The organism is Halobacillus litoralis (genome assembly GCF_020171725.1).
Classification (GTDB): domain Bacteria; phylum Bacillota; class Bacilli; order Bacillales; family Halobacillaceae; genus Halobacillus; species Halobacillus litoralis_F.
The window spans coordinates 73812-90980 of record NZ_JAIVAJ010000007.1 but is presented as its reverse complement, the minus strand read 5'-3'; the positions used below and the strand labels follow the sequence as shown (position 1 = coordinate 90980).

17 protein-coding genes are annotated in these 17169 nt (G+C 45.9%); 7 read left to right on the top strand and 10 right to left on the bottom strand.

Going from position 1 to position 17169, the window contains the following annotated elements; translation table 11 throughout:
* Window positions 1–113: 113 nt before the first annotated feature.
* Window positions 114–1046 carry an RluA family pseudouridine synthase gene (locus LCM20_RS14865; protein ID WP_225196272.1) on the bottom strand — a complete coding sequence of 311 codons (933 nt, stop codon included), beginning with the start codon at window positions 1044–1046 and terminating at the stop codon, window positions 114–116.
* Between the two features lie 153 nt (window positions 1047–1199).
* Between LCM20_RS14865 and typA the strand changes: the two genes are divergently transcribed.
* On the top strand, window positions 1200–3044 hold the full coding sequence (gene typA, locus LCM20_RS14860) for a translational GTPase TypA (RefSeq protein ID WP_225196271.1): 1845 nt from the start codon (window positions 1200–1202) through the stop codon (window positions 3042–3044).
* Window positions 3045–3346: 302 nt separating this feature from the next.
* Here the strand turns inward: typA and LCM20_RS14855 are convergent, their stop codons facing one another.
* The 4 genes from LCM20_RS14855 to bshB2 all read right to left on the bottom strand — a co-directional run bounded on the left by LCM20_RS14855 (window position 3347) and on the right by bshB2 (window position 6239).
* The gene (locus LCM20_RS14855) at window positions 3347–4126 is read right to left on the bottom strand and encodes a FixH family protein (RefSeq protein WP_225196270.1); all 780 of its coding nucleotides are present in this window, start codon (window positions 4124–4126) and stop codon (window positions 3347–3349) included.
* A gap of 188 nt (window positions 4127–4314) precedes the next feature.
* Window positions 4315–5205 (bottom strand): manganese catalase family protein, encoded by an 891-nt coding sequence (locus LCM20_RS14850; protein ID WP_225196269.1) that lies wholly within the window; start codon window positions 5203–5205, stop codon window positions 4315–4317.
* A gap of 11 nt (window positions 5206–5216) precedes the next feature.
* Complete coding sequence (locus LCM20_RS14845; RefSeq protein ID WP_225196268.1) at window positions 5217–5444, bottom strand: YuzF family protein; 228 nt, start codon at window positions 5442–5444, stop codon at window positions 5217–5219.
* A 108-nt stretch (window positions 5445–5552) separates the two neighbouring features.
* Window positions 5553–6239 (bottom strand): bacillithiol biosynthesis deacetylase BshB2, encoded by a 687-nt coding sequence (gene bshB2, locus LCM20_RS14840; RefSeq protein WP_225196267.1) that lies wholly within the window; start codon window positions 6237–6239, stop codon window positions 5553–5555.
* 439 nt (window positions 6240–6678) lie between these two features.
* Here bshB2 and LCM20_RS14835 point away from each other — a divergent pair, with 439 nt between their 5' ends.
* Entirely contained in the window at window positions 6679–8598 is a 1920-nt protein-coding gene (locus LCM20_RS14835; protein WP_225196266.1) for an endonuclease MutS2, read from the top strand.
* 67 nt (window positions 8599–8665) lie between these two features.
* Window positions 8666–9349 (top strand): peptide-methionine (S)-S-oxide reductase MsrA, encoded by a 684-nt coding sequence (msrA, locus tag LCM20_RS14830; RefSeq protein WP_225196265.1) that lies wholly within the window; start codon window positions 8666–8668, stop codon window positions 9347–9349.
* 310 nt (window positions 9350–9659) lie between these two features.
* Here msrA and LCM20_RS14825 read toward each other — a convergent pair whose 3' ends face one another.
* Genes LCM20_RS14825 through LCM20_RS14815 form a run of 3 tightly spaced genes read right to left on the bottom strand, consistent with a single transcriptional unit; the run spans window position 9660 to window position 10908 of the window.
* Window positions 9660–9974 (bottom strand): DMT family transporter, encoded by a 315-nt coding sequence (locus tag LCM20_RS14825; RefSeq protein WP_225196264.1) that lies wholly within the window; start codon window positions 9972–9974, stop codon window positions 9660–9662.
* A 13-nt stretch (window positions 9975–9987) separates the two neighbouring features.
* On the bottom strand, window positions 9988–10320 hold the full coding sequence (locus tag LCM20_RS14820; RefSeq protein ID WP_225196263.1) for a DMT family transporter: 333 nt from the start codon (window positions 10318–10320) through the stop codon (window positions 9988–9990).
* A 12-nt stretch (window positions 10321–10332) separates the two neighbouring features.
* A complete protein-coding gene (locus LCM20_RS14815; protein WP_225196262.1) occupies window positions 10333–10908 on the bottom strand; it encodes a TetR/AcrR family transcriptional regulator in 576 nt (191 codons plus the stop codon).
* A gap of 165 nt (window positions 10909–11073) precedes the next feature.
* On the opposite strand from LCM20_RS14815, the gene LCM20_RS14810 reads away from it, so the two are divergent.
* The 3 genes from LCM20_RS14810 to LCM20_RS14800 all read left to right on the top strand — a co-directional run bounded on the left by LCM20_RS14810 (window position 11074) and on the right by LCM20_RS14800 (window position 14650).
* Window positions 11074–11280, top strand: coding sequence for a hypothetical protein (locus LCM20_RS14810; protein WP_225196261.1), 207 nt, complete (start codon window positions 11074–11076; stop codon window positions 11278–11280).
* A gap of 130 nt (window positions 11281–11410) precedes the next feature.
* Window positions 11411–13570 (top strand): ATP-dependent helicase, encoded by a 2160-nt coding sequence (locus LCM20_RS14805; RefSeq protein ID WP_225196260.1) that lies wholly within the window; start codon window positions 11411–11413, stop codon window positions 13568–13570.
* Window positions 13571–13576: 6 nt separating this feature from the next.
* A complete protein-coding gene (locus tag LCM20_RS14800; protein ID WP_225196259.1) occupies window positions 13577–14650 on the top strand; it encodes a mechanosensitive ion channel domain-containing protein in 1074 nt (357 codons plus the stop codon).
* A 60-nt stretch (window positions 14651–14710) separates the two neighbouring features.
* Here LCM20_RS14800 and LCM20_RS14795 read toward each other — a convergent pair whose 3' ends face one another.
* On the bottom strand, window positions 14711–15166 hold the full coding sequence (locus LCM20_RS14795) for a hypothetical protein (RefSeq protein WP_225196258.1): 456 nt from the start codon (window positions 15164–15166) through the stop codon (window positions 14711–14713).
* A gap of 197 nt (window positions 15167–15363) precedes the next feature.
* Here LCM20_RS14795 and LCM20_RS14790 point away from each other — a divergent pair, with 197 nt between their 5' ends.
* The gene (locus LCM20_RS14790) at window positions 15364–15762 is read left to right on the top strand and encodes a GNAT family N-acetyltransferase (RefSeq protein WP_225196257.1); all 399 of its coding nucleotides are present in this window, start codon (window positions 15364–15366) and stop codon (window positions 15760–15762) included.
* 393 nt (window positions 15763–16155) lie between these two features.
* Here LCM20_RS14790 and LCM20_RS14785 read toward each other — a convergent pair whose 3' ends face one another.
* The gene (locus tag LCM20_RS14785) at window positions 16156–16926 is read right to left on the bottom strand and encodes an SDR family NAD(P)-dependent oxidoreductase (protein ID WP_225196256.1); all 771 of its coding nucleotides are present in this window, start codon (window positions 16924–16926) and stop codon (window positions 16156–16158) included.
* Window positions 16927–17169 lie beyond the last annotated feature (243 nt).

Genomic DNA, 17169 nt, shown 5'->3' with positions numbered 1-17169 from the left:
CTTTTGGAACAAGAGGGTTAGCTTGGTCCATTTCGTCAGCTAATAAAAGTGGCGATTACCCAAGAAGCCCCCACTTCAAGCAACCCCTAAGGGTGGTAAGTGGTGGGAGTAGTTCACCGTTCTTGTAACAATTCTACATGCCTGCGTTCGATGAGTGAAAAGTCATCTAATGGGAAGGCAATGGTCGAGACTTGTTCCTCAGTAAACGGATGGACGAAGGTCAACTTCGCCGCATGCAGGGCTTGGTTGGTGTCATAACCTCGGCTGCCTCCATACAATTCATCTCCAAGAAGTGGGTGTTTTTTGTGGCTCATGTGTACCCGGATTTGGTGGGTGCGCCCGGTTTGAAGCTGCAGCTTTACAAGTGTTGCTTTCAGAGAAGGATTATAGTCCAGGCACTCATAATGGGTTTCTGCTTCCTGACCATTCGGGGACACGCGTCTTCTCGTAGGGTGGTGACGGTCCTTTCCGATGGGCTCGCGGATCGTTCCTTTCTTCGGTTTCACTTTTCCATGGGCCCAGGCTAGATAGGTCCGTTTGATTTTCCTCTCCTTTAGCTCTTCACCAAGCATGGCAATCGCTAGGTCATGCTTCGCGAACAAGACGGCTCCTGAAGTGTCCTTATCCAGACGATGGACATATTTAGGTGTTGAAAGAATCCCGTTCACCTGGAAGTACCCGGCTACGGCGTTGACCAGGGTGTCGGTCTGTTCTGAACTGTTCGGGTGTGTGAACATTCCGGTCGGTTTGTTGACGACGAGTAAATGATCGTCCTCATAAAGGACGTCGATATTGATATAAGTCGGCGTTACCTCCAATGGCTGCGGGGCAAAAACCCGAATTCTGAGAAGGTCACCGGTTTTAACGGTCGTATCTTTCCAGTGAACGACTTCATTATTAATTGTCACTTCTTTGTTTGTGCGGAAGCGGTGAATCAGCTTCCTCGGAACATTCCACCGTTTTTTCATGATCTTTTCGACGGTAATGCCGTTCCATTTCTCGGGAACCGTCACTTCGAGCCATTCACCAATACGTTTTGTTTTCATAAGTCAGCACCTAACTTTGCATAATAGTACCTGTAGTGTAGGAGATTATTCGCTTTTACGCAATCTAAATATTGTTCAGGTATCGTAGTTTATTGTATTTATGTTATAATTGACAAGTTGAATAAAAAGTGAACGAAAGAGGTGTGTGCTTCCATGCAACACAGAAATGATATTCGTAATATAGCCATCATCGCGCACGTTGACCACGGGAAAACAACTTTAGTGGACCAAATGCTTCACCACTCTGGTACATTCCGTGATAACGAACACGTCGATGAGCGTGCTATGGACTCAAATGATTTGGAAAAAGAGCGTGGTATTACAATCCTAGCGAAAAATACCGCGATTAACTATAACGACACACGTATTAACATCCTGGATACACCTGGACACGCAGACTTCGGTGGCGAAGTTGAGCGTATCTTGAAAATGGTAGACGGAGTACTTCTAGTCGTTGATGCTTATGAAGGTTGTATGCCACAGACGCGCTTTGTACTGAAGAAAGCGCTAGAGCAGAAACTGACGCCTGTCGTTGTCTTGAACAAAATCGACCGTCCGAACGCCCGTCCTGAACAAGTGGTCGATGAAGTTCTTGACTTGTTCATCGAACTGGGTGCAGACGATGACCAGCTGGACTTCCCAGTTGTCTATGCTTCTGCCTTGAACGGAACTTCTGGTGATGAGCCTGAAGACCAGCAGGAAACAATGGACCCGATCTTCAAGTTGATCATGAACAACATCCCAGCTCCAGTAGATACGAAAGAGGATCCACTACAATTCCAGGTAACGCTGCTTGATTACAACGATTACCTTGGACGTATCGGAATCGGCCGTGTCTTCCGTGGATCGATCAAAGTCGGTCAGCAGGTTTCTCTTATGAAGAAAGACGGATCTGTGAAAAACTTCCGTGTTTCTAAATTGTTCGGCTTCATCGGCTTGAAGCGTGTTGAAATTGAAGAAGCGAAAGCTGGAGACATCATTGCGCTTGCGGGTATGGAAGACATCAACGTAGGAGAAACCGTCTGCCCGCCTGACAATCAGGAAGCAATGGAAATTCCTCGTATCGATGAACCAACGCTACAAATGACGTTCTTAGTAAACAACAGTCCATTTGCCGGTCGTGAAGGTAAATATGTAACGGCTCGTCAAATCGAAGAGCGTCTAATGACTCAGTTGGAAACAGACGTAAGTCTACGTGTTGACCCAACAGACTCTCCGGATGCCTTTACCGTATCCGGACGTGGTGAACTTCACCTGTCAATCTTAGTTGAGAACATGCGTCGTGAAGGCTTCGAGCTTCAATTGTCCAAGCCACAGGTTATCCTGAAGGAAATCGACGGAGAAACATGTGAACCGGTTGAGCGTGTTCAAATCGATACACCTGAAGAGTACCAAGGTGCGGTTATGGAATCGATCGGTTACCGTAAAGGTGAAATGCAGGATATGGTCAACGACGGAAATGGACAAGTCCGCCTTGAGTTCATCGTTCCTTCCCGTGGATTGATCGGATATGCGACAGAATTCATGACGCAGACACGTGGTTACGGAATCCTGAACCATACGTTCGACGGTTACGCTCCTATGACAAAAGGTCAAGTAGGAGGACGTCGTGAAGGTGTGCTTGTTTCCCTTGATAAAGGAAAAGCATCCACTTACGGAATTATGAACCTGGAAGACCGCGGTGTTATTTTCGTCGAGCCTGGTACAGAAGTGTACGAAGGCATGATCGTCGGAGAGCATAACCGTGAAAACGATCTGACTGTAAACATCACAAAAGAGAAGCACTTGACTAACATCCGTTCTGCGAACAAAGATAATACGTCAAGCATTAAGAAAACGCGTAAGATGACACTTGAAGAAGCGATCGAATACTTGGATGATGACGAGTATTGCGAAGTTACGCCTGAAAGTGTACGTCTTCGTAAGAAGTATCTTAATGAAAGCGAACGTAAACGTGCGGCCAAACAGAAAAAGCTTCAAAACGCTGAGCAGAAGTAAGCACTCAGTTTTGTAAAAGAGCAGGATTCATTCCTGCTCTTTTTTACGTTGTCGAGAGGTTCTGGATGGAATTGAGTGTGTTGCGGGGTGGAAAATAGCTCGCTTTCCGGGGTCTCACGCTGTACCTTTATCCCACAGGAGTCTCGCCATTTTCCACCCCACTTTGCGATAACAGTGGGGCCAGAACCTAACGGCAACTGGAGTCTAAGGTGTTTTCTTATCACTTTGTAATAGAAACCTTATCCCTGTTCTAATGTAAATGTAAAAAACGCCCTGAACCAATGTGGTTCGGGGCGTTTTGGTTATTGTACTTCGATAGCCTTATCTTTGTGACCGTGGATGTCCTGGTCGGGTTTTTCATAATGGACGTTGATGTTGTAAGTACCCGGACTCGGGAATTCATAGGCTGCCTTGTACTCACCTGGGTTGGATTCTTCAGCATCGATAAATTGATGGGCTTCAAGTTGATCAGAGCTGATTTCGAAGCGGACAACCCCATCTTCAAAAGGCACTTCCATATGATTGATGTGTGTGACAAGTTCGCTCTCTTTTCCAGAGGTGAATGCTTCTTCTGTTTGGATGTGGACCATGAACTTCCCATCATTCTCACCATGGTCATGACTTTGTCCCTCGGGATGTTCAGATGGTGCAGCATCTCCTTCTCCGACCTGGAAGCTCTCTTTAGGCATGGTGTGTAAATCGGCTACTTGTGTATGAGCATAGAGTTGATAGCTTCCTGCTTTTTCGAAAGTGTACTCAATTTGGTAGACGCCGTCCCCGACATGTTCACTTTCAATGGTAGTGGAAGCCTCTTCACCATCCGCTTCATTCCAGATTTCGAAATCTACATATTCAGCATCTTCGACCGGCTCTCCGCCTTGGGTAACCGTGGCCTGAATCGTCGTCGCTTCGTTGACAGGCAGAGGATCTTCTTCAAACCCTACCTCAACTTCTGGAATAGGCGCTACTTCCTCAGTGCCTTCGCTTTCATCGCCGTGTGAGGTTGAATCCTCTTCGGAAGCGCTGGACCCACAAGCCGATATAAATAAAATGATCAATAAACTGAAAAATAATTTCTTCATTCATGTCATCTCCCTTTTCCTAATCAGGATATCATGAACATTCTGCCCTTGTAAGGAGAAGTTAAGTCAATATGATGACAATCGTCTAGTAGGGTTTTCCTGATTCGGAGAGAGGGCGGGCCTGGATAATGGTAGGTGCCCGAATTCATTGCAATAGAAAAGAGCGTCCGTTAAGAACGCCCTGGTGCTCATAGATTTTCCATCAATTTTTTAGCAATCCGATCGTAGTCATCCCGATCGATCCCTGGTGCGAATTCTTCCGGCAGATCATCCAGGTCAGGAATCGGTGCTCCTTTCGGTGTTCCTTGAATGACTTTTAGCGGCTGGCCATTTTCGGGGTTTGTGCCTTTCCAGATTTTATTGATGTCCTTGTAGTCGGTATCGCTCCACGTGTACAAAATGTTGTCCAGTCCTTGATCAAGGTAAGGACGGGCATAGTCGAATTTTGAATTGTCGAGGTCGGGGACCGGGAGCATTTTTTTCACGTCCACCCCTGTAGCAATTTCGAGTGCTTTGGCGTATGCAAGGGCATGGGTGCCGCCTCTGACAAGTAAGTATCCGATCATCTCTCTTGCGGTCGGGTGATCGGTCATTTCATAGACGCGCATCTTATGGGTCCGCGCACCGAGTTCGAGAAAAAAGTTATGAAGCAGATCGAGCACCAGGTTGCCACTGTTGAATACATTCTCCCCCGTCCAAGGCTGTCCCATAGAGTCGTAGGGGAGAGCGGTCTGAGCGGAAGCGATGAACTGGTAGGTGTCTCTTTTATTCAATCCGTTTTGTAAGGGCGTAATATCCGGATCGCCTGTAAACGTCACACCGCGAGTCAACAGGTTGATGGAGTTGTTGACGAGCTCCACATGGCCGAACTCTTCTGCTGTGATGCTTGCGACCAAATCATAGAAAGGACGGAATTTCTTTTTGTTGCGGAAACCGAAGGACTGATACATATAGTTGTTCAGCGTCGACATCTCTCCGAATTTTCCACCAAGCAGCTGTTGAACTGCTGAAGCAGCGTTTGCGTCACCGTGTTCAGGAATCGTCAGGGCAATCTGCATTCGATCAAGTCTTTTAAACATAACATCCTCCTTTATCGCCTGTCAGGGTGCACCCAGACGATTTGTTGAGTCCTGACAAAGAAAGGCGTGCCACTGACTTCCACAACAATGTGGTCCGGCATGACCGTTTTAAGGATTCCTCGAACAGAACCTTGGGTCGTCTGCGCGACGATGGCCCCGCCTTGGATCGAGAGTAAAGTATGATAGACGTAAGGATCAATCGCCGAATTGAGAGCAACGTTCTGGGAAGGGTTGTTCATCCAGTCATCTCCTTTAAAGGTTGTCTATTAGGATGTATATGTTAGATGTGAAGAATTAAGCATGATGGAATGGAAAAGGTTCGTTTTCATATAAAAAACCAAGTAACATTACGTTACTTGGTCATTCTCCCAGTCGTACGTATAGAAGCGTTCATTTGTGACCCACTTCATGGCTTCCGGATCTTTGGTTTTAATGCCTTCTTCCAGCATTTCAAGCATACGGGCCGTTTGAGAAATGTGGGCGCGCATCGCATTCAGTTTTTCTTCCTGAACGGCTTGGATATCGTGGACTACATCCGGCTCTCCGAGATTCTCTTCTGTATCGTTTGCAAAGGCGACGGCGTGGAATGTAGGGCGGTCTTCTTCGTCTATTTCACGGAGCGCACGGACGACAGCTCTTGCTGTAGCCTCGTGGTCTGGGTGAACCGCATATCCGGGATAGAAGCTGATGACAAGGGATGGATTCAGTTCATCGATCAATTCACGAACCATATTCTTCATCTCCGTGTCATCTTCGAATTCGAGCGTTTTATCGCGTAACCCCATCATACGCAGGTCTGTGATTCCCATTGCTTCTGCCGCCTTTTTAAGTTCCTTGCGGCGGATATCAGGTAACGTTTCCCGGGTGGCGAATGCCGGTTTCCCGAGGTTACGACCCATTTCTCCCAGTGTAAGGCAGGCGTATGTGACGGGCGTTCCTTGTTTTATATAGGAAGTGATTGTTCCAGACACGCCGAAAGCTTCATCATCCGGGTGGGGGAAAATCACCAGTACATGGTTCTCTTCTTTTAACATGAGATTCACTCCTTAGAAGAATTCTACTTTCATATTATCACGTACATGAGCGGATTTTGAAAGTCATTTGATTGTTGACTTTTCACATCAATCCTTCTATGATGGAGGAGGAACTGCGTGTTCCGTCACTATTCCTTTGAAAGAGGAGAATGATGTATGAGTGTGGTCGTTCTTAACTAATCCATCAATTGGATAACGTCTTGTTCAAAAGATGTGCCTCAAGCACGTCTATTTAATGTTGGACAAGAGTAGTTAAGAACGAGCATAAGCGTAGCGATCAAATCAGGAGCTATGACTGCTTTTTCAGTCATAGCTTTTTTTATGCCCAGGACGAGGTCCAGGGCTGTTGATCATCCAGTGACGGACACGTACGTCGCGGCGAGCTTATTTCAGCTTGCCGCGTTTTTTTATACTCTCAAATATTGAAAGGATTTTACCATTGAATACAAGAACATTTGAAACGCTTGAATACCATTCTATTCTTCAGGAAATCAGTGCGTACGCGATGACGGAAGAGGCGAAGCAAACCATCCTGAATATGAAGCCGGTTCGTGATACGAAGCAGTTGGAGAGGTGGCATGAGGAGGTGGAGGAAGCCGTCGCGATTCTACAGGTGAATAGTCATATTCCGGTTCACCACCTCGGGGATGTTTCACAAATGATGGAACAAGGCAGCAAAGGGCTATACATCCGCCCATCCCAATTCGGAAGCTTGATTTCCTTTCTGGATCACTGTACGAAATTGAAGCGGTTTATGGAGGACAAAAACTTAATAGCACCGACGATCCATCTGTACGCTCAATCGATTGCAGATTTGACCACACTGGAAGAGGCCATCCATGCTGTGATACGCCACGGCCAGGTCGATGACTATGCGTCAAAAGAACTGACAAAACTAAGAAAACAAATCAGAGTCAAGGAAGAACGCCGTGGGGAGAAGCTCGAATCGTTGGCGAAGAAGTATCGTACATTCATGCAGGAATCTCATCCTGTGATGAAACACGGTCGCTACACGCTGCCTGTAAAGCGAGAGAATCGCAATAAAGTAAAAGGGTCCGTTGTCGATCAATCATCTTCTGGTGCAACGTTGTTCATAGAACCTGCGGAAGTGACGGATGCTCAGGAAGAGCTTCACTTACTACAAATGAGTGAGGAGAATGAAGTGGAACGTATCCTCTATGACCTTACGAGTCAGGTGCTGGGTCACGAACATGATGTTCAGATTGCGATGGAAACGATGCATCAGTATGACCTGTTGTTCGCAAAAGCCAAATACAGTAGAAAGATCAAGGGAGTCGCTCCTGTATTTTCCGAAGGGTTCACCATTGTGCTGAATGAGGCAAGGCATCCTTTACTGGGAGAACAAGCCGTTCCTCTTACCATAGAGATGGATGAAACGGAGCAGGCCCTTCTGATTACCGGGCCGAATACAGGCGGGAAGACGGTCACGCTGAAAACGGTAGGGCTGCTATCACTAATGGCTCAATCCGGTATTCCAATCCCTGCAAAAGAGGGTAGCAAGCTTCCTATTTTCCAATATGTACTCGTTGATATTGGAGATGGTCAAAGTATTGATGAGAACTTGAGTACTTTCAGTTCAAGACTCGTCAATTTGATCGAGATCTTAAGGCAGGCCAACGACCACTCCCTGCTTTTACTTGATGAGATCGGCTCTGGTACAGACCCTCGTGAAGGGATGGGGCTTGCGACAGCAATACTCGATCAGCTGTCAGAAAAGGGTTCGACGATTCTTGCGACCACGCATTACGGAGAAATGAAGGAGTACGCGGACCGGAAAGAAGGTTTCATAAACGGGGCGATGGAATTCGACCTCGAAACGCTTCAGCCGACTCATCAGCTGCACCTCGGAACCTCAGGGAAAAGCCAGGCCTTTGATATTGCCCTGCAGCTTGGCCTTCATCCTGATATTCTCGAGCATGCTTATGAGATTTCCTATCAAGATTCAAGACCTTTCAACATTGAAGAAAGTAGACTAAAGGAAGATGGTTACAGCCAGCAGGTTGCCCGGAACCGCTATGGTCGTCAGATAAAAGGATCTTCTAAAAAAGAGAAAGCCAAACCGAAGTTCAAAATGGGAGACAACGTTCAGATTCCGTCAGAAGATGAAATCGGCATCGTTTACACGGGACCGGACGCAAGGGGCAATTACCGTGTCCAAGTGAAAGGCGAGAAGCGGACTTACAATCATAAGCGGTTGAATCTCTATATCCCGGCAGAGGAGCTGTACCCGGAGAATTACGATTTTGACATCATCTTCAAATCGAAAGCATACCGCAAAGTAGATAAGGAGCTTGGGAGAAAACACGTCGATGGTCTGACGCTTGATGAGGAAGAGTAATTTCTAGGGTGGAATGCTCCATTCGTGCTATGATGAAGGCAAATCATCGTGATAAGAGGTGAACAGCATGAAGAAATGGGGCATTTGGCTCGGACTCATTGTGTTGATCGGAATCTTCGTCGTTCCGGAAGCGTATGCCTATTTAACGAAGCGTAATTACGAGAGTGAAGCGATGACAGAGGTGCCGGAAGGGTATGAAGTCGCTACGCTTGCAGGAGGCTGCTTTTGGTGTATGGAACCTCCTTTTGAAAATTTGAAGGGCGTCAAAGAGGTTGTGTCCGGTTATACAGGTGGTTCGGAAGAGAACCCAACCTATGAAGAGGTAGCTTCAGGAGGCACCGAACACATTGAGTCGGTTCGCGTGTACTTCGATCCGGACACCATATCGTACGAACAGATTCTGGATGTGTTTTGGAGACAGATCAATCCAACAGACGACGAAGGACAGTTTGTCGATCGTGGGTATCAATATACAACGGCCATCTTCTATCATAACGAGCAGCAGAAAGAAACCGCCGAACAATCCAAGGAAGAAATCGCTTCGACTGAGCAGTTCGGTGGAGAGATCGTAACGCCGATCCGTGAGGCAGGCACGTTCTATGAGGCCGAAGAATACCATCAGGACTACTATAAGAAAAATGAACTGCGCTATGATTATTACCGCGGCAATTCCGGCCGAGATGATTACTTGAACCAAGTCTGGGGAGAAGAGCGCGAACTGGATTTACCGAAAAAAGAAAATATCGAGTGAAAAAACACCCCTTCACACAGCTGTGTGAAGGGGTGTTGTCGTTTGAATTAATACTGTTCCGTTTCTTGTGGAATGGAAGGATTAGCATCCGTATCCATTTCAGTAAATCCTACATAGCTGAAGGCTGCCACCATCAACAACAGTACAGCGAACAAAAATTTCCTCATTTCTACTTGCCTCCATTTTACCTAAAAACCGAAAGATCATTCAGCAAAAAGCGACAAAAGAAAGGGTTTACCTGTCGATTTTTGCCTGTTTCCTATTTATATTGTACGTCGAACTCTCTTTGAATTCAAGAGAGTAATCAGAATTATGAAACAAGCTTCAAACCGACGACACCTGTAATGATGCACAATATGAACAGCACTCTTTTCAGCTGGACGCTCTCTTTGAAGAATAGAATGCCGAGCAGCACGGTGCCGGCGGATCCGATTCCCGTCCAAATGCCGTAAGCTGTTCCGATCGGAAGCTGCATCAGCGATACAGATAAGAAGTAAAAGCTTGCCCCCATGGAAACAATAGCAAGAATCGTGTACCTTTTATTCGTAAAGCCCTCTGAAAGCTTCAAGAAAAACATGGCTGCCATTTCGCCGGTTCCGGCGATCAGTAAGAATACCCATGCCATCATCATCTCCTCCTTATGCACTCTCCTCAGGAGAACTTGTTAATTTCAATCCAATAATACCTATGATTAAAAGAGCAATAAAAAAGACCTTTCCGGTGTTTGTATCATCACCCAGAAATGTCATACCGATAATGGCCGTTCCTGCTGCGCCGATTCCTGTGAATACGGCATACCCGGTGCCGATATCAATTTCTTTGACCGCTTTCGTAAAGAAGTAGAAGCTGACGAAAATCAATACGACCGTCACGATTGAGATGACGGGTTTCGTGAAACCGTCGGACAGCTTCAGTCCGACAGCCCAGCCGATTTCAAACACGGCACCAATGAGTAGATAAATCCATGCCATACCATCGCCTCCCTATGCCTGGATTCCGAGCCAGAATATACTCCAGCTCGCCTCTTTGCGTTTTTCAAAAAGCTCCTCTGGATAAAAGTTTTCTTCCAGAAACAGTCCATCAATCAACGTGTAGAATGCGCTTGTCATCGTGTCAGTCGGCAGGTCACGCAGAACGTCTTCTCGTTTGCCTCGTTCTATAATCGGCTCGAGCACAGACGTCAAATATTCCTCGACTAAAAGGAAGACCCGTTTAATTTCCCCCTCGAAGTTATCCGGTGGGAAGAACGTGACGCGTTTAAAGAAAAGCCCTTCAGTGGAACTCGACATATGGGCCAGATACTTTTTGTATAGGGTCGTGAGTTGATGTTCGATGTCGTTTCCCTCATAAGTGGTCACTTCGTGTTTCAAAACTTCGACCTCGCGTTTCGCTACGTCATCCAGTACAGCCATAAAGATCGCTTCTTTATTCTTGAAATGGTTGTACAAGGATGGTTTCTTGATCCCCACATTGTCTGCAATCATGGCGAGGCTCGTGTTCTCATAGCCGTGGTTTGCAAATAAGTGGAGACTTTCATCTATAATTTGTTGTCTTTTCATACCATCACCTCATCACTAACTAACGGTTGTTAGTTTCTATTTTACCACGCGTTTTCAACCGTGTCCAGCTTCCGGAATTCGACACGTTTAGTCAAGGGTATGTTCGGGAACAATACTAGTAATGTACTTATTTACTATTACTTTGCCTACTAAGGAGCGGGATTCGTGAACAAATACAAACTGGACCGATTCGAAGGCATGTACGCAATTTTGACCCAGGAGCATCCATACCGCATTGAATTGTCTGTACTGAAGGAGCGATTAGTTGCTTTAGCGAAGCCGGGGGATGAGCTCTACATCGATTTCGATGTGATGGGGAACTTGAAAACGATTAAAGTCATTGAAGATGTAGATAAGTTGGAAAAAGCATAATAGGGAGGGCATCAGGGTTTGTAACTCTGGTGTCTTTTTTGTGTTTGAATGACCGCTTGAACCATTACGGGTGGCTCGTAGTTCTGATATAATACATACAAACAAACGTTCTTTTTCTGGAGGGTTACGTATGGAGGAGTTACTAAAAGGGTTGAACGAGGCTCAGCAGGAAGCCGTCGTTTCAACAGAAGGGTATGTACGTGTCATTGCCGGTGCCGGATCCGGGAAAACCCGTGCATTGACTCATCGGTATGCCTTTATTGTGAATGAACTCGGAATCGACCCGGGGAATGTCCTTTCTGTGACATTTACAAACAAAGCATCCCATGAGATGAGACGTCGAGTGAAGAAAATGATTGGCGGAGAACAGGATACGGGGTTCATTACGACGTATCACGGGTTCTGCGTCAGGGTTCTTCGGGAGGACATCCACAGGCTGTTCTATCCGAAGAATTTCGTGATCCTCGATGTGGAGGATCAAAAGATCTTGCTTAGAGAGATCTTTGAAGAGATGGAACTGAAGATGAATGATAAGACCTTCAAAAGAATTCTTGATAAGATCGGCGTTTTGAAGGGGAATACCCACTATGTCCATCAAATGATTCTCAGAGGGGAAATGCCAAGGCTTGAGGATGCAGGCGATTTGGACGGTCAGATCATCCAGCGTTATTTGAAAAAGCAGAAACGCGTGTACGGTCTCGATTTCGATGACCTTTTGAACTTTGTTTTCGTTCTATTTGAACAGTATAAAGAAGTGCTCGAGAAGTGGCAGGAGCGGTTGTTTTATATCCAAGTGGACGAGTTTCAGGACAGCAGCCTGAAACAGTTCGAGCTTGTCAAAATGCTTTCTGCCCAACATGGGAACTTGTTCGTTGTCGGTGATCCTGACCAGACGATTTACGAATGGCGCGGGGCGGATCCAAAATATATGGTGGACTTCGATCAGTATTTCGGCGAAGTGCAGACGATTTTCTTAAATCAGAATTACCGATCCACCCCGCAGATTCTATCGCTCAGCAACGCTTTGATTAAGAACAATTACTTCCGTGTCGACAAAGATATGACGACAGAGAACCCAGAGGGGATCAAAGTCGTGCACTATCACGGGAAGAGTGAGCTTGAGGAATCAAAGTGGGTCGTTCAGCGAATGAAAGAGCTCGTGGAGAACGGGGCAGAGTACCGTGATATCGCTGTATTGTATCGGGCGAACTACCTGTCGAGGTTTATAGAACAGGAATTGATCCAGCAAAATATAGAGTACACGATTTTCGGGGGCTTCAAGTTTTTTGACCGTCTGGAAATCAAAGATGCCCTCGCCCACTTAAGAATGATCGCAATGGAGGATGACTTGTCCTTCTCCCGTATCGTCAATGTTCCGAAACGGCAAATCGGAAAAAAACGTATGCAGTTTATCAGGATGCGGGCAGAGGAGGAAGGTCTGTCCTATTATGATACGCTGAAGAAATATGTGGACCATGACCGGCTCAGAAGAACGGGGGCACGCGATTTCATCGAAGCCATTGAATCGCTGAAAAAGAGAAAAGAAGATCTATCCGTTTCTGAACTGCTTCAGGAAGCGATGCAGCTGACAGGTTATGAAGCTTACCGCCGGGAGGACGGCGACCAGGAAAGACTTGATAACCTGACAGAACTACTTCACTCGATTGTTCAGTATGAGCAGACGCTGGGAGAGAACATCGATCTGGATGAATATTTGCAGATGATCAGCTTATATACGGATAATGAACGGGACGATCAAGTGAATTCGGTCAAGCTGATGACGATTCATACGGCTAAGGGACTCGAGTATCCGTATGTTTTTGTTGTCGGGATGAATGAAAGTGTCCTGCCGAATGTCCGTGCACTTCGAGAGCGGAAGGAACGTGCCCTTGAAGAAGAGAGAAGGCTCACGTATGTAGCTGTGACACGAGCGGAGAAAGAGTTGTACATGACGGAGTCGGAAGGCTTTCAAAATGGCGGCCAGCGCAAATACCCGTCGCGGTTCATCTTTGAAGTCGAAGATGGACTATATGAGCGTGTCGGCGATCTGGATGAGTCATTGATTGAGGAGGCGAAGGAATACATTCGTGCCTCACACCGCCAGACGAAGGAAGTGGCGGCTTCAGGGTTTGAGGTTGGAACAAGGGTTTCACATCCGGTCTTTGGAGCGGGGACTATTGAGGAAATCGATGAGAAGAAGAATACGTACCTGGTATTCTTTGATAAGATGAAAGCACCACGTCCGATCAGCCGGAATTTTAAAAAGCTGGAAAAAGTTGAGGACGCTTAGAGGGGGATGAATGTGTACGTTCCAGAGGATTCTCTGATTGTGTTCGGCATTGTTTTGATTGGCATTATTTTTGTAAGATGGATGCTTGTGGCATCCTTGAAGAGATGGTCGAACAAGGACCCTGATCGAATGAAGGTTTACCATATCGGGAAAAGCATCGCCAATTGGCTGATGATCTACGGAACGCTTGTATATGTGTTGTTTTACTTCAGAACGTCGGATTGGATGTTCCAGTCCCTTTTCTCGGTAGGCTCTGAACCTGTTTCAGTCTTTCTGATTCTGATTGCTGTTCTAATCATCCTACTGACGAGTCGTGTTTCCAGTCTTGTACGACGCTATATCTTTCCGGGAATCTACAAAAGGTACGAGTTAGACAGAGGAGTACAGTTCACCTTTGATAAAGCCTTTCATTACGTTGTGATGGTACTGGCGATTGTGGTCAGCTTATCGACAGTCGGCTTTGAACTGAGTGCGCTCACTGTCTTTGCGGGTGTCGTCGGTGTCGGAATCGGTTTCGGTATGCAGAATATCGCCTCCAATTTCATCTCCGGCATCATCCTGCTTTTTGAAAGACCGATCAAAGTAGGGGACCGTGTCATCGTCGACGATATTATCGGCGATGTCGAGAGAATCAACATGAGGGCTACGATTATCAAGACATTGGATAATGAACATATTATTGTACCGAACTCCTATTTTCTCGAGGAGCAGGTGATCAACCGTTCTTACAGCGATAAAGTCATGAGACTCGTCATTCCGGTCGGCGTGGCTTACGGAAGTGACGTTCAGCTGGTGAGGGAGTTACTGCTTCAAGTCGCGAAGGATGAGGCAGAGGTCTCGCCATCAGTAAGGGGGCTGCCGGAGCCGTTTGTGAACTTCAAGGAGTTTGGGGATTCCTCCCTGAACTTTGAGCTTTTCGTTTGGATTTCGGACCCTACACTTGTCATCAAACTGCGAAGCGCGATGAATTTTAGGATTGATGAAATCTTTCGGAAGCATAATGTCGAGATTCCGTTTCCACAACGTGACCTGCATGTCCGCAGCATAGACGCTTCGGTTACAGAGCAATGGACGAAATGAAGGTTCATGAGTTTCGAGATGAAAAAAGACAGGCTGATGGCAGCCTGTCTTTTCTTTGTATTAGATGGAGTTTGCGATGCTGAGTGTTTGTTGTGGTCGTTCTTCTGAATCACTGAAGTATTCAACCTGGTAGATGGTGTCTTCATCACCGTTGTACCATTCGATGTAATAAGAGTCCCCACGATCCTCAGCTCCGGCGACGGAACCCGAATTCAAGTTCAGCTGATTCTCTAAGTCCTGTAGAATATTCCCCGGCTCATAGATCGTTGTCACAACGAGACGGTCAGATCCGTCAGATTGGTATTCCACCATGGTTTCGTTTCCTTCCGTTTCAGCTGCAACATTAGAAACCGTGAAAGGTACATCATTCGGAAGGCCGAGCTTTGACTGCTGCTCTTCTGAGAGTGATTCAACGCCTGTGGCGAATGAATCAGGATACGATTCTTTTAGATCATTGACTCCGAGGTCCTGTGAGGAACAACCGATCAGGAGCAGGAAACCCAAAAATACGAGCATTTTCTTCATTATTTTTCACCCCTTGCTACTATCCTCACCATAGTTTAGCAAAGTTTTGATCGGTGTGAAAAATTTTTTGAGAATTTAATAAAAAGTGAAACGAAAATCTGTTACAATCGTATTAATCTATAGAGACGAGAGAAAAATACGACCGGTGAAATGATTGAGGGAAAATCAACAAGAAGGAAGGTACAAGCATGGAAGCCATTCAAGTACGTTCATTTCAGGAAAATGATTTTCAAACCGTTCAGCAGTTAAACAAAGAAGAGGGATGGACCAATTTAGTCGAGAAACACGATGAAACGCTCTGTTCATGGTTGAACTCAGAGCCAGCTTTAATTGCCATGGATGGTAACGAAATCATTGGATATCTCCGAGGGCTTACAGACAGTACCACAACCCTCTATGTATGCGAGCTTCTAGTAAAAAAAGAATACCGTAAAAACGGCATCGCGGAACGTCTGGTCAATGTAGCACACGAATGCTATCCAAGTACGCGAGTGGAGATGCTGGCGACACAGGAATCCCAGGGCTATTACGAAAATAATGGCTACCGGGCTTTTTATGGGTACCGAAAAGCAGCAGAAGAATTATAAGAATGAAACCCGAGGCTTACATAAGCTTCGGGTTTCTTTTATGGGCTTTCCGAGGCTTGTTGGTCGTCAATGTGGCATTGCGCCATAAACTCTAGCAATTCTTTCTCTCGTCCCTCTAAAGGTCTTTGGAGTTTGTACTCGAATTCCAACAACAGTTCGTAAAAAATCTCATCGTAGGCGTCCAAGTTATCTTCCCTCTTTCTGAAAGTTCTTAAGGTAAATAATTCCATGAGCGTCTGTAATATTATATATTCTCTCAATAGAAAGAAAATCCTTCTTATCAGAACTTGGGAAAGCCTAAATTTTAAAAAGGGCGTTAAGGAAGCTTATAAGCTCTATATTTCCCGATTCAAGTAAGATGTTCCATATAGAGGGTTTGAGTTCGTTCATTTCCTATTGGTCGATGTAGTGAGCCAGTTTAGCAGACACGGAGCGCGGCATGAACTTGGCTGCATAGGCGATGGATTGATTCGCAGACCCCGGGATGATGACACGCTTCCCTTTTACGAAACCAAGGAATCCTGCTTTGGCAACTGTTTCAGGAGCCATTGTCGTGTTCACAAGTTTGGTATGCTCAGCGTTTGCTGTTTTGAAGAAGTTGGTATCTGTTGCGCCAGGACATAGAGTGGAGAATGTTATACCTGTGCCTTTGTATTCTTCGACAAGGGCCTCCGTAAAGGATAGGACATACGCTTTTGATGCGTAATAGACGGCCATCTTCGGACCGGGCTGGAAAGCAGCCGTGCTCGCGATATTCAATACCCCTTTTGGAATATCATATAATGGAGCGGCTTGAATATCGTCTAAGAATAAGTGAGTAAGCTCTGTGAGGGTATTGACGTTGACTTGAAGCATTTTCTGTTGGTCGAGCAGCGGCAGCTCCCCGAAGTTTCCGTTCAGTCCGAATCCGGCATTATTCACGAGTACCTCGACTGTTAAATCCAATTCTTTCACTTTTTGATAAAGGACTTCAGCAGACCCCGGCGTAGAAAGGTCTTGAGGGATGACGGTTACCGTTTGGCCCTTAAGTTCTTCCTGAAGGTCCATCAATTTTTGTTCCGATCTTGCCACGATAATTAAGTTGTAGCCTGCTTTGGCAAAAAGGTGGGCCAGTTCATAGCCGATTCCTCCTGAAGCTCCTGTAATTAATGCAGTCGGTTTCATGGTTTTGAATCTCCTTTGTTAAGAAATTTGAATCACTTAACAAAAGAATATAGTTTTGCGGGGCAACAAACAACTATTTACTACATTTTGGATGGCTGTTGACATTATTGTCTGAATTTTATAGACTGTTAGAAAGTATTTTAGTTGAGTAGAGATGAGAATGAGCAGAGAAGAGTTGAGGTAGTAACGAGGATGAGTTCAGCTGAGTGAGCACAGGGAGGGGATACGTGTATCTTCATCGCC

Excerpts from the sequence above, each read along its gene's own strand:
- LCM20_RS14865 (WP_225196272.1), bottom strand. The coding sequence starts at position 1,046 with ATGAAAACAAAACGTATTGGTGAATGGCTCGAAGTGACGGTTCCCGAG.
- typA (WP_225196271.1), top strand. The coding sequence starts at position 1,200 with ATGCAACACAGAAATGATATTCGTAATATAGCCATCATCGCGCACGTT.
- LCM20_RS14855 (WP_225196270.1), bottom strand. The coding sequence starts at position 4,126 with ATGAAGAAATTATTTTTCAGTTTATTGATCATTTTATTTATATCGGCT.
- LCM20_RS14850 (WP_225196269.1), bottom strand. The coding sequence starts at position 5,205 with ATGTTTAAAAGACTTGATCGAATGCAGATTGCCCTGACGATTCCTGAA.
- LCM20_RS14845 (WP_225196268.1), bottom strand. The coding sequence starts at position 5,444 with ATGAACAACCCTTCCCAGAACGTTGCTCTCAATTCGGCGATTGATCCT.
- bshB2 (WP_225196267.1), bottom strand. The coding sequence starts at position 6,239 with ATGTTAAAAGAAGAGAACCATGTACTGGTGATTTTCCCCCACCCGGAT.
- msrA (WP_225196265.1), top strand. The coding sequence starts at position 8,666 with ATGAAGAAATGGGGCATTTGGCTCGGACTCATTGTGTTGATCGGAATC.
- LCM20_RS14825 (WP_225196264.1), bottom strand. The coding sequence starts at position 9,974 with ATGGCATGGGTATTCTTACTGATCGCCGGAACCGGCGAAATGGCAGCC.
- LCM20_RS14820 (WP_225196263.1), bottom strand. The coding sequence starts at position 10,320 with ATGGCATGGATTTATCTACTCATTGGTGCCGTGTTTGAAATCGGCTGG.
- LCM20_RS14815 (WP_225196262.1), bottom strand. The coding sequence starts at position 10,908 with ATGAAAAGACAACAAATTATAGATGAAAGTCTCCACTTATTTGCAAAC.
- LCM20_RS14805 (WP_225196260.1), top strand. The coding sequence starts at position 11,411 with ATGGAGGAGTTACTAAAAGGGTTGAACGAGGCTCAGCAGGAAGCCGTC.
- LCM20_RS14800 (WP_225196259.1), top strand. The coding sequence starts at position 13,577 with ATGAATGTGTACGTTCCAGAGGATTCTCTGATTGTGTTCGGCATTGTT.
- LCM20_RS14795 (WP_225196258.1), bottom strand. The coding sequence starts at position 15,166 with ATGCTCGTATTTTTGGGTTTCCTGCTCCTGATCGGTTGTTCCTCACAG.
- LCM20_RS14790 (WP_225196257.1), top strand. The coding sequence starts at position 15,364 with ATGGAAGCCATTCAAGTACGTTCATTTCAGGAAAATGATTTTCAAACC.
- LCM20_RS14785 (WP_225196256.1), bottom strand. The coding sequence starts at position 16,926 with ATGAAACCGACTGCATTAATTACAGGAGCTTCAGGAGGAATCGGCTAT.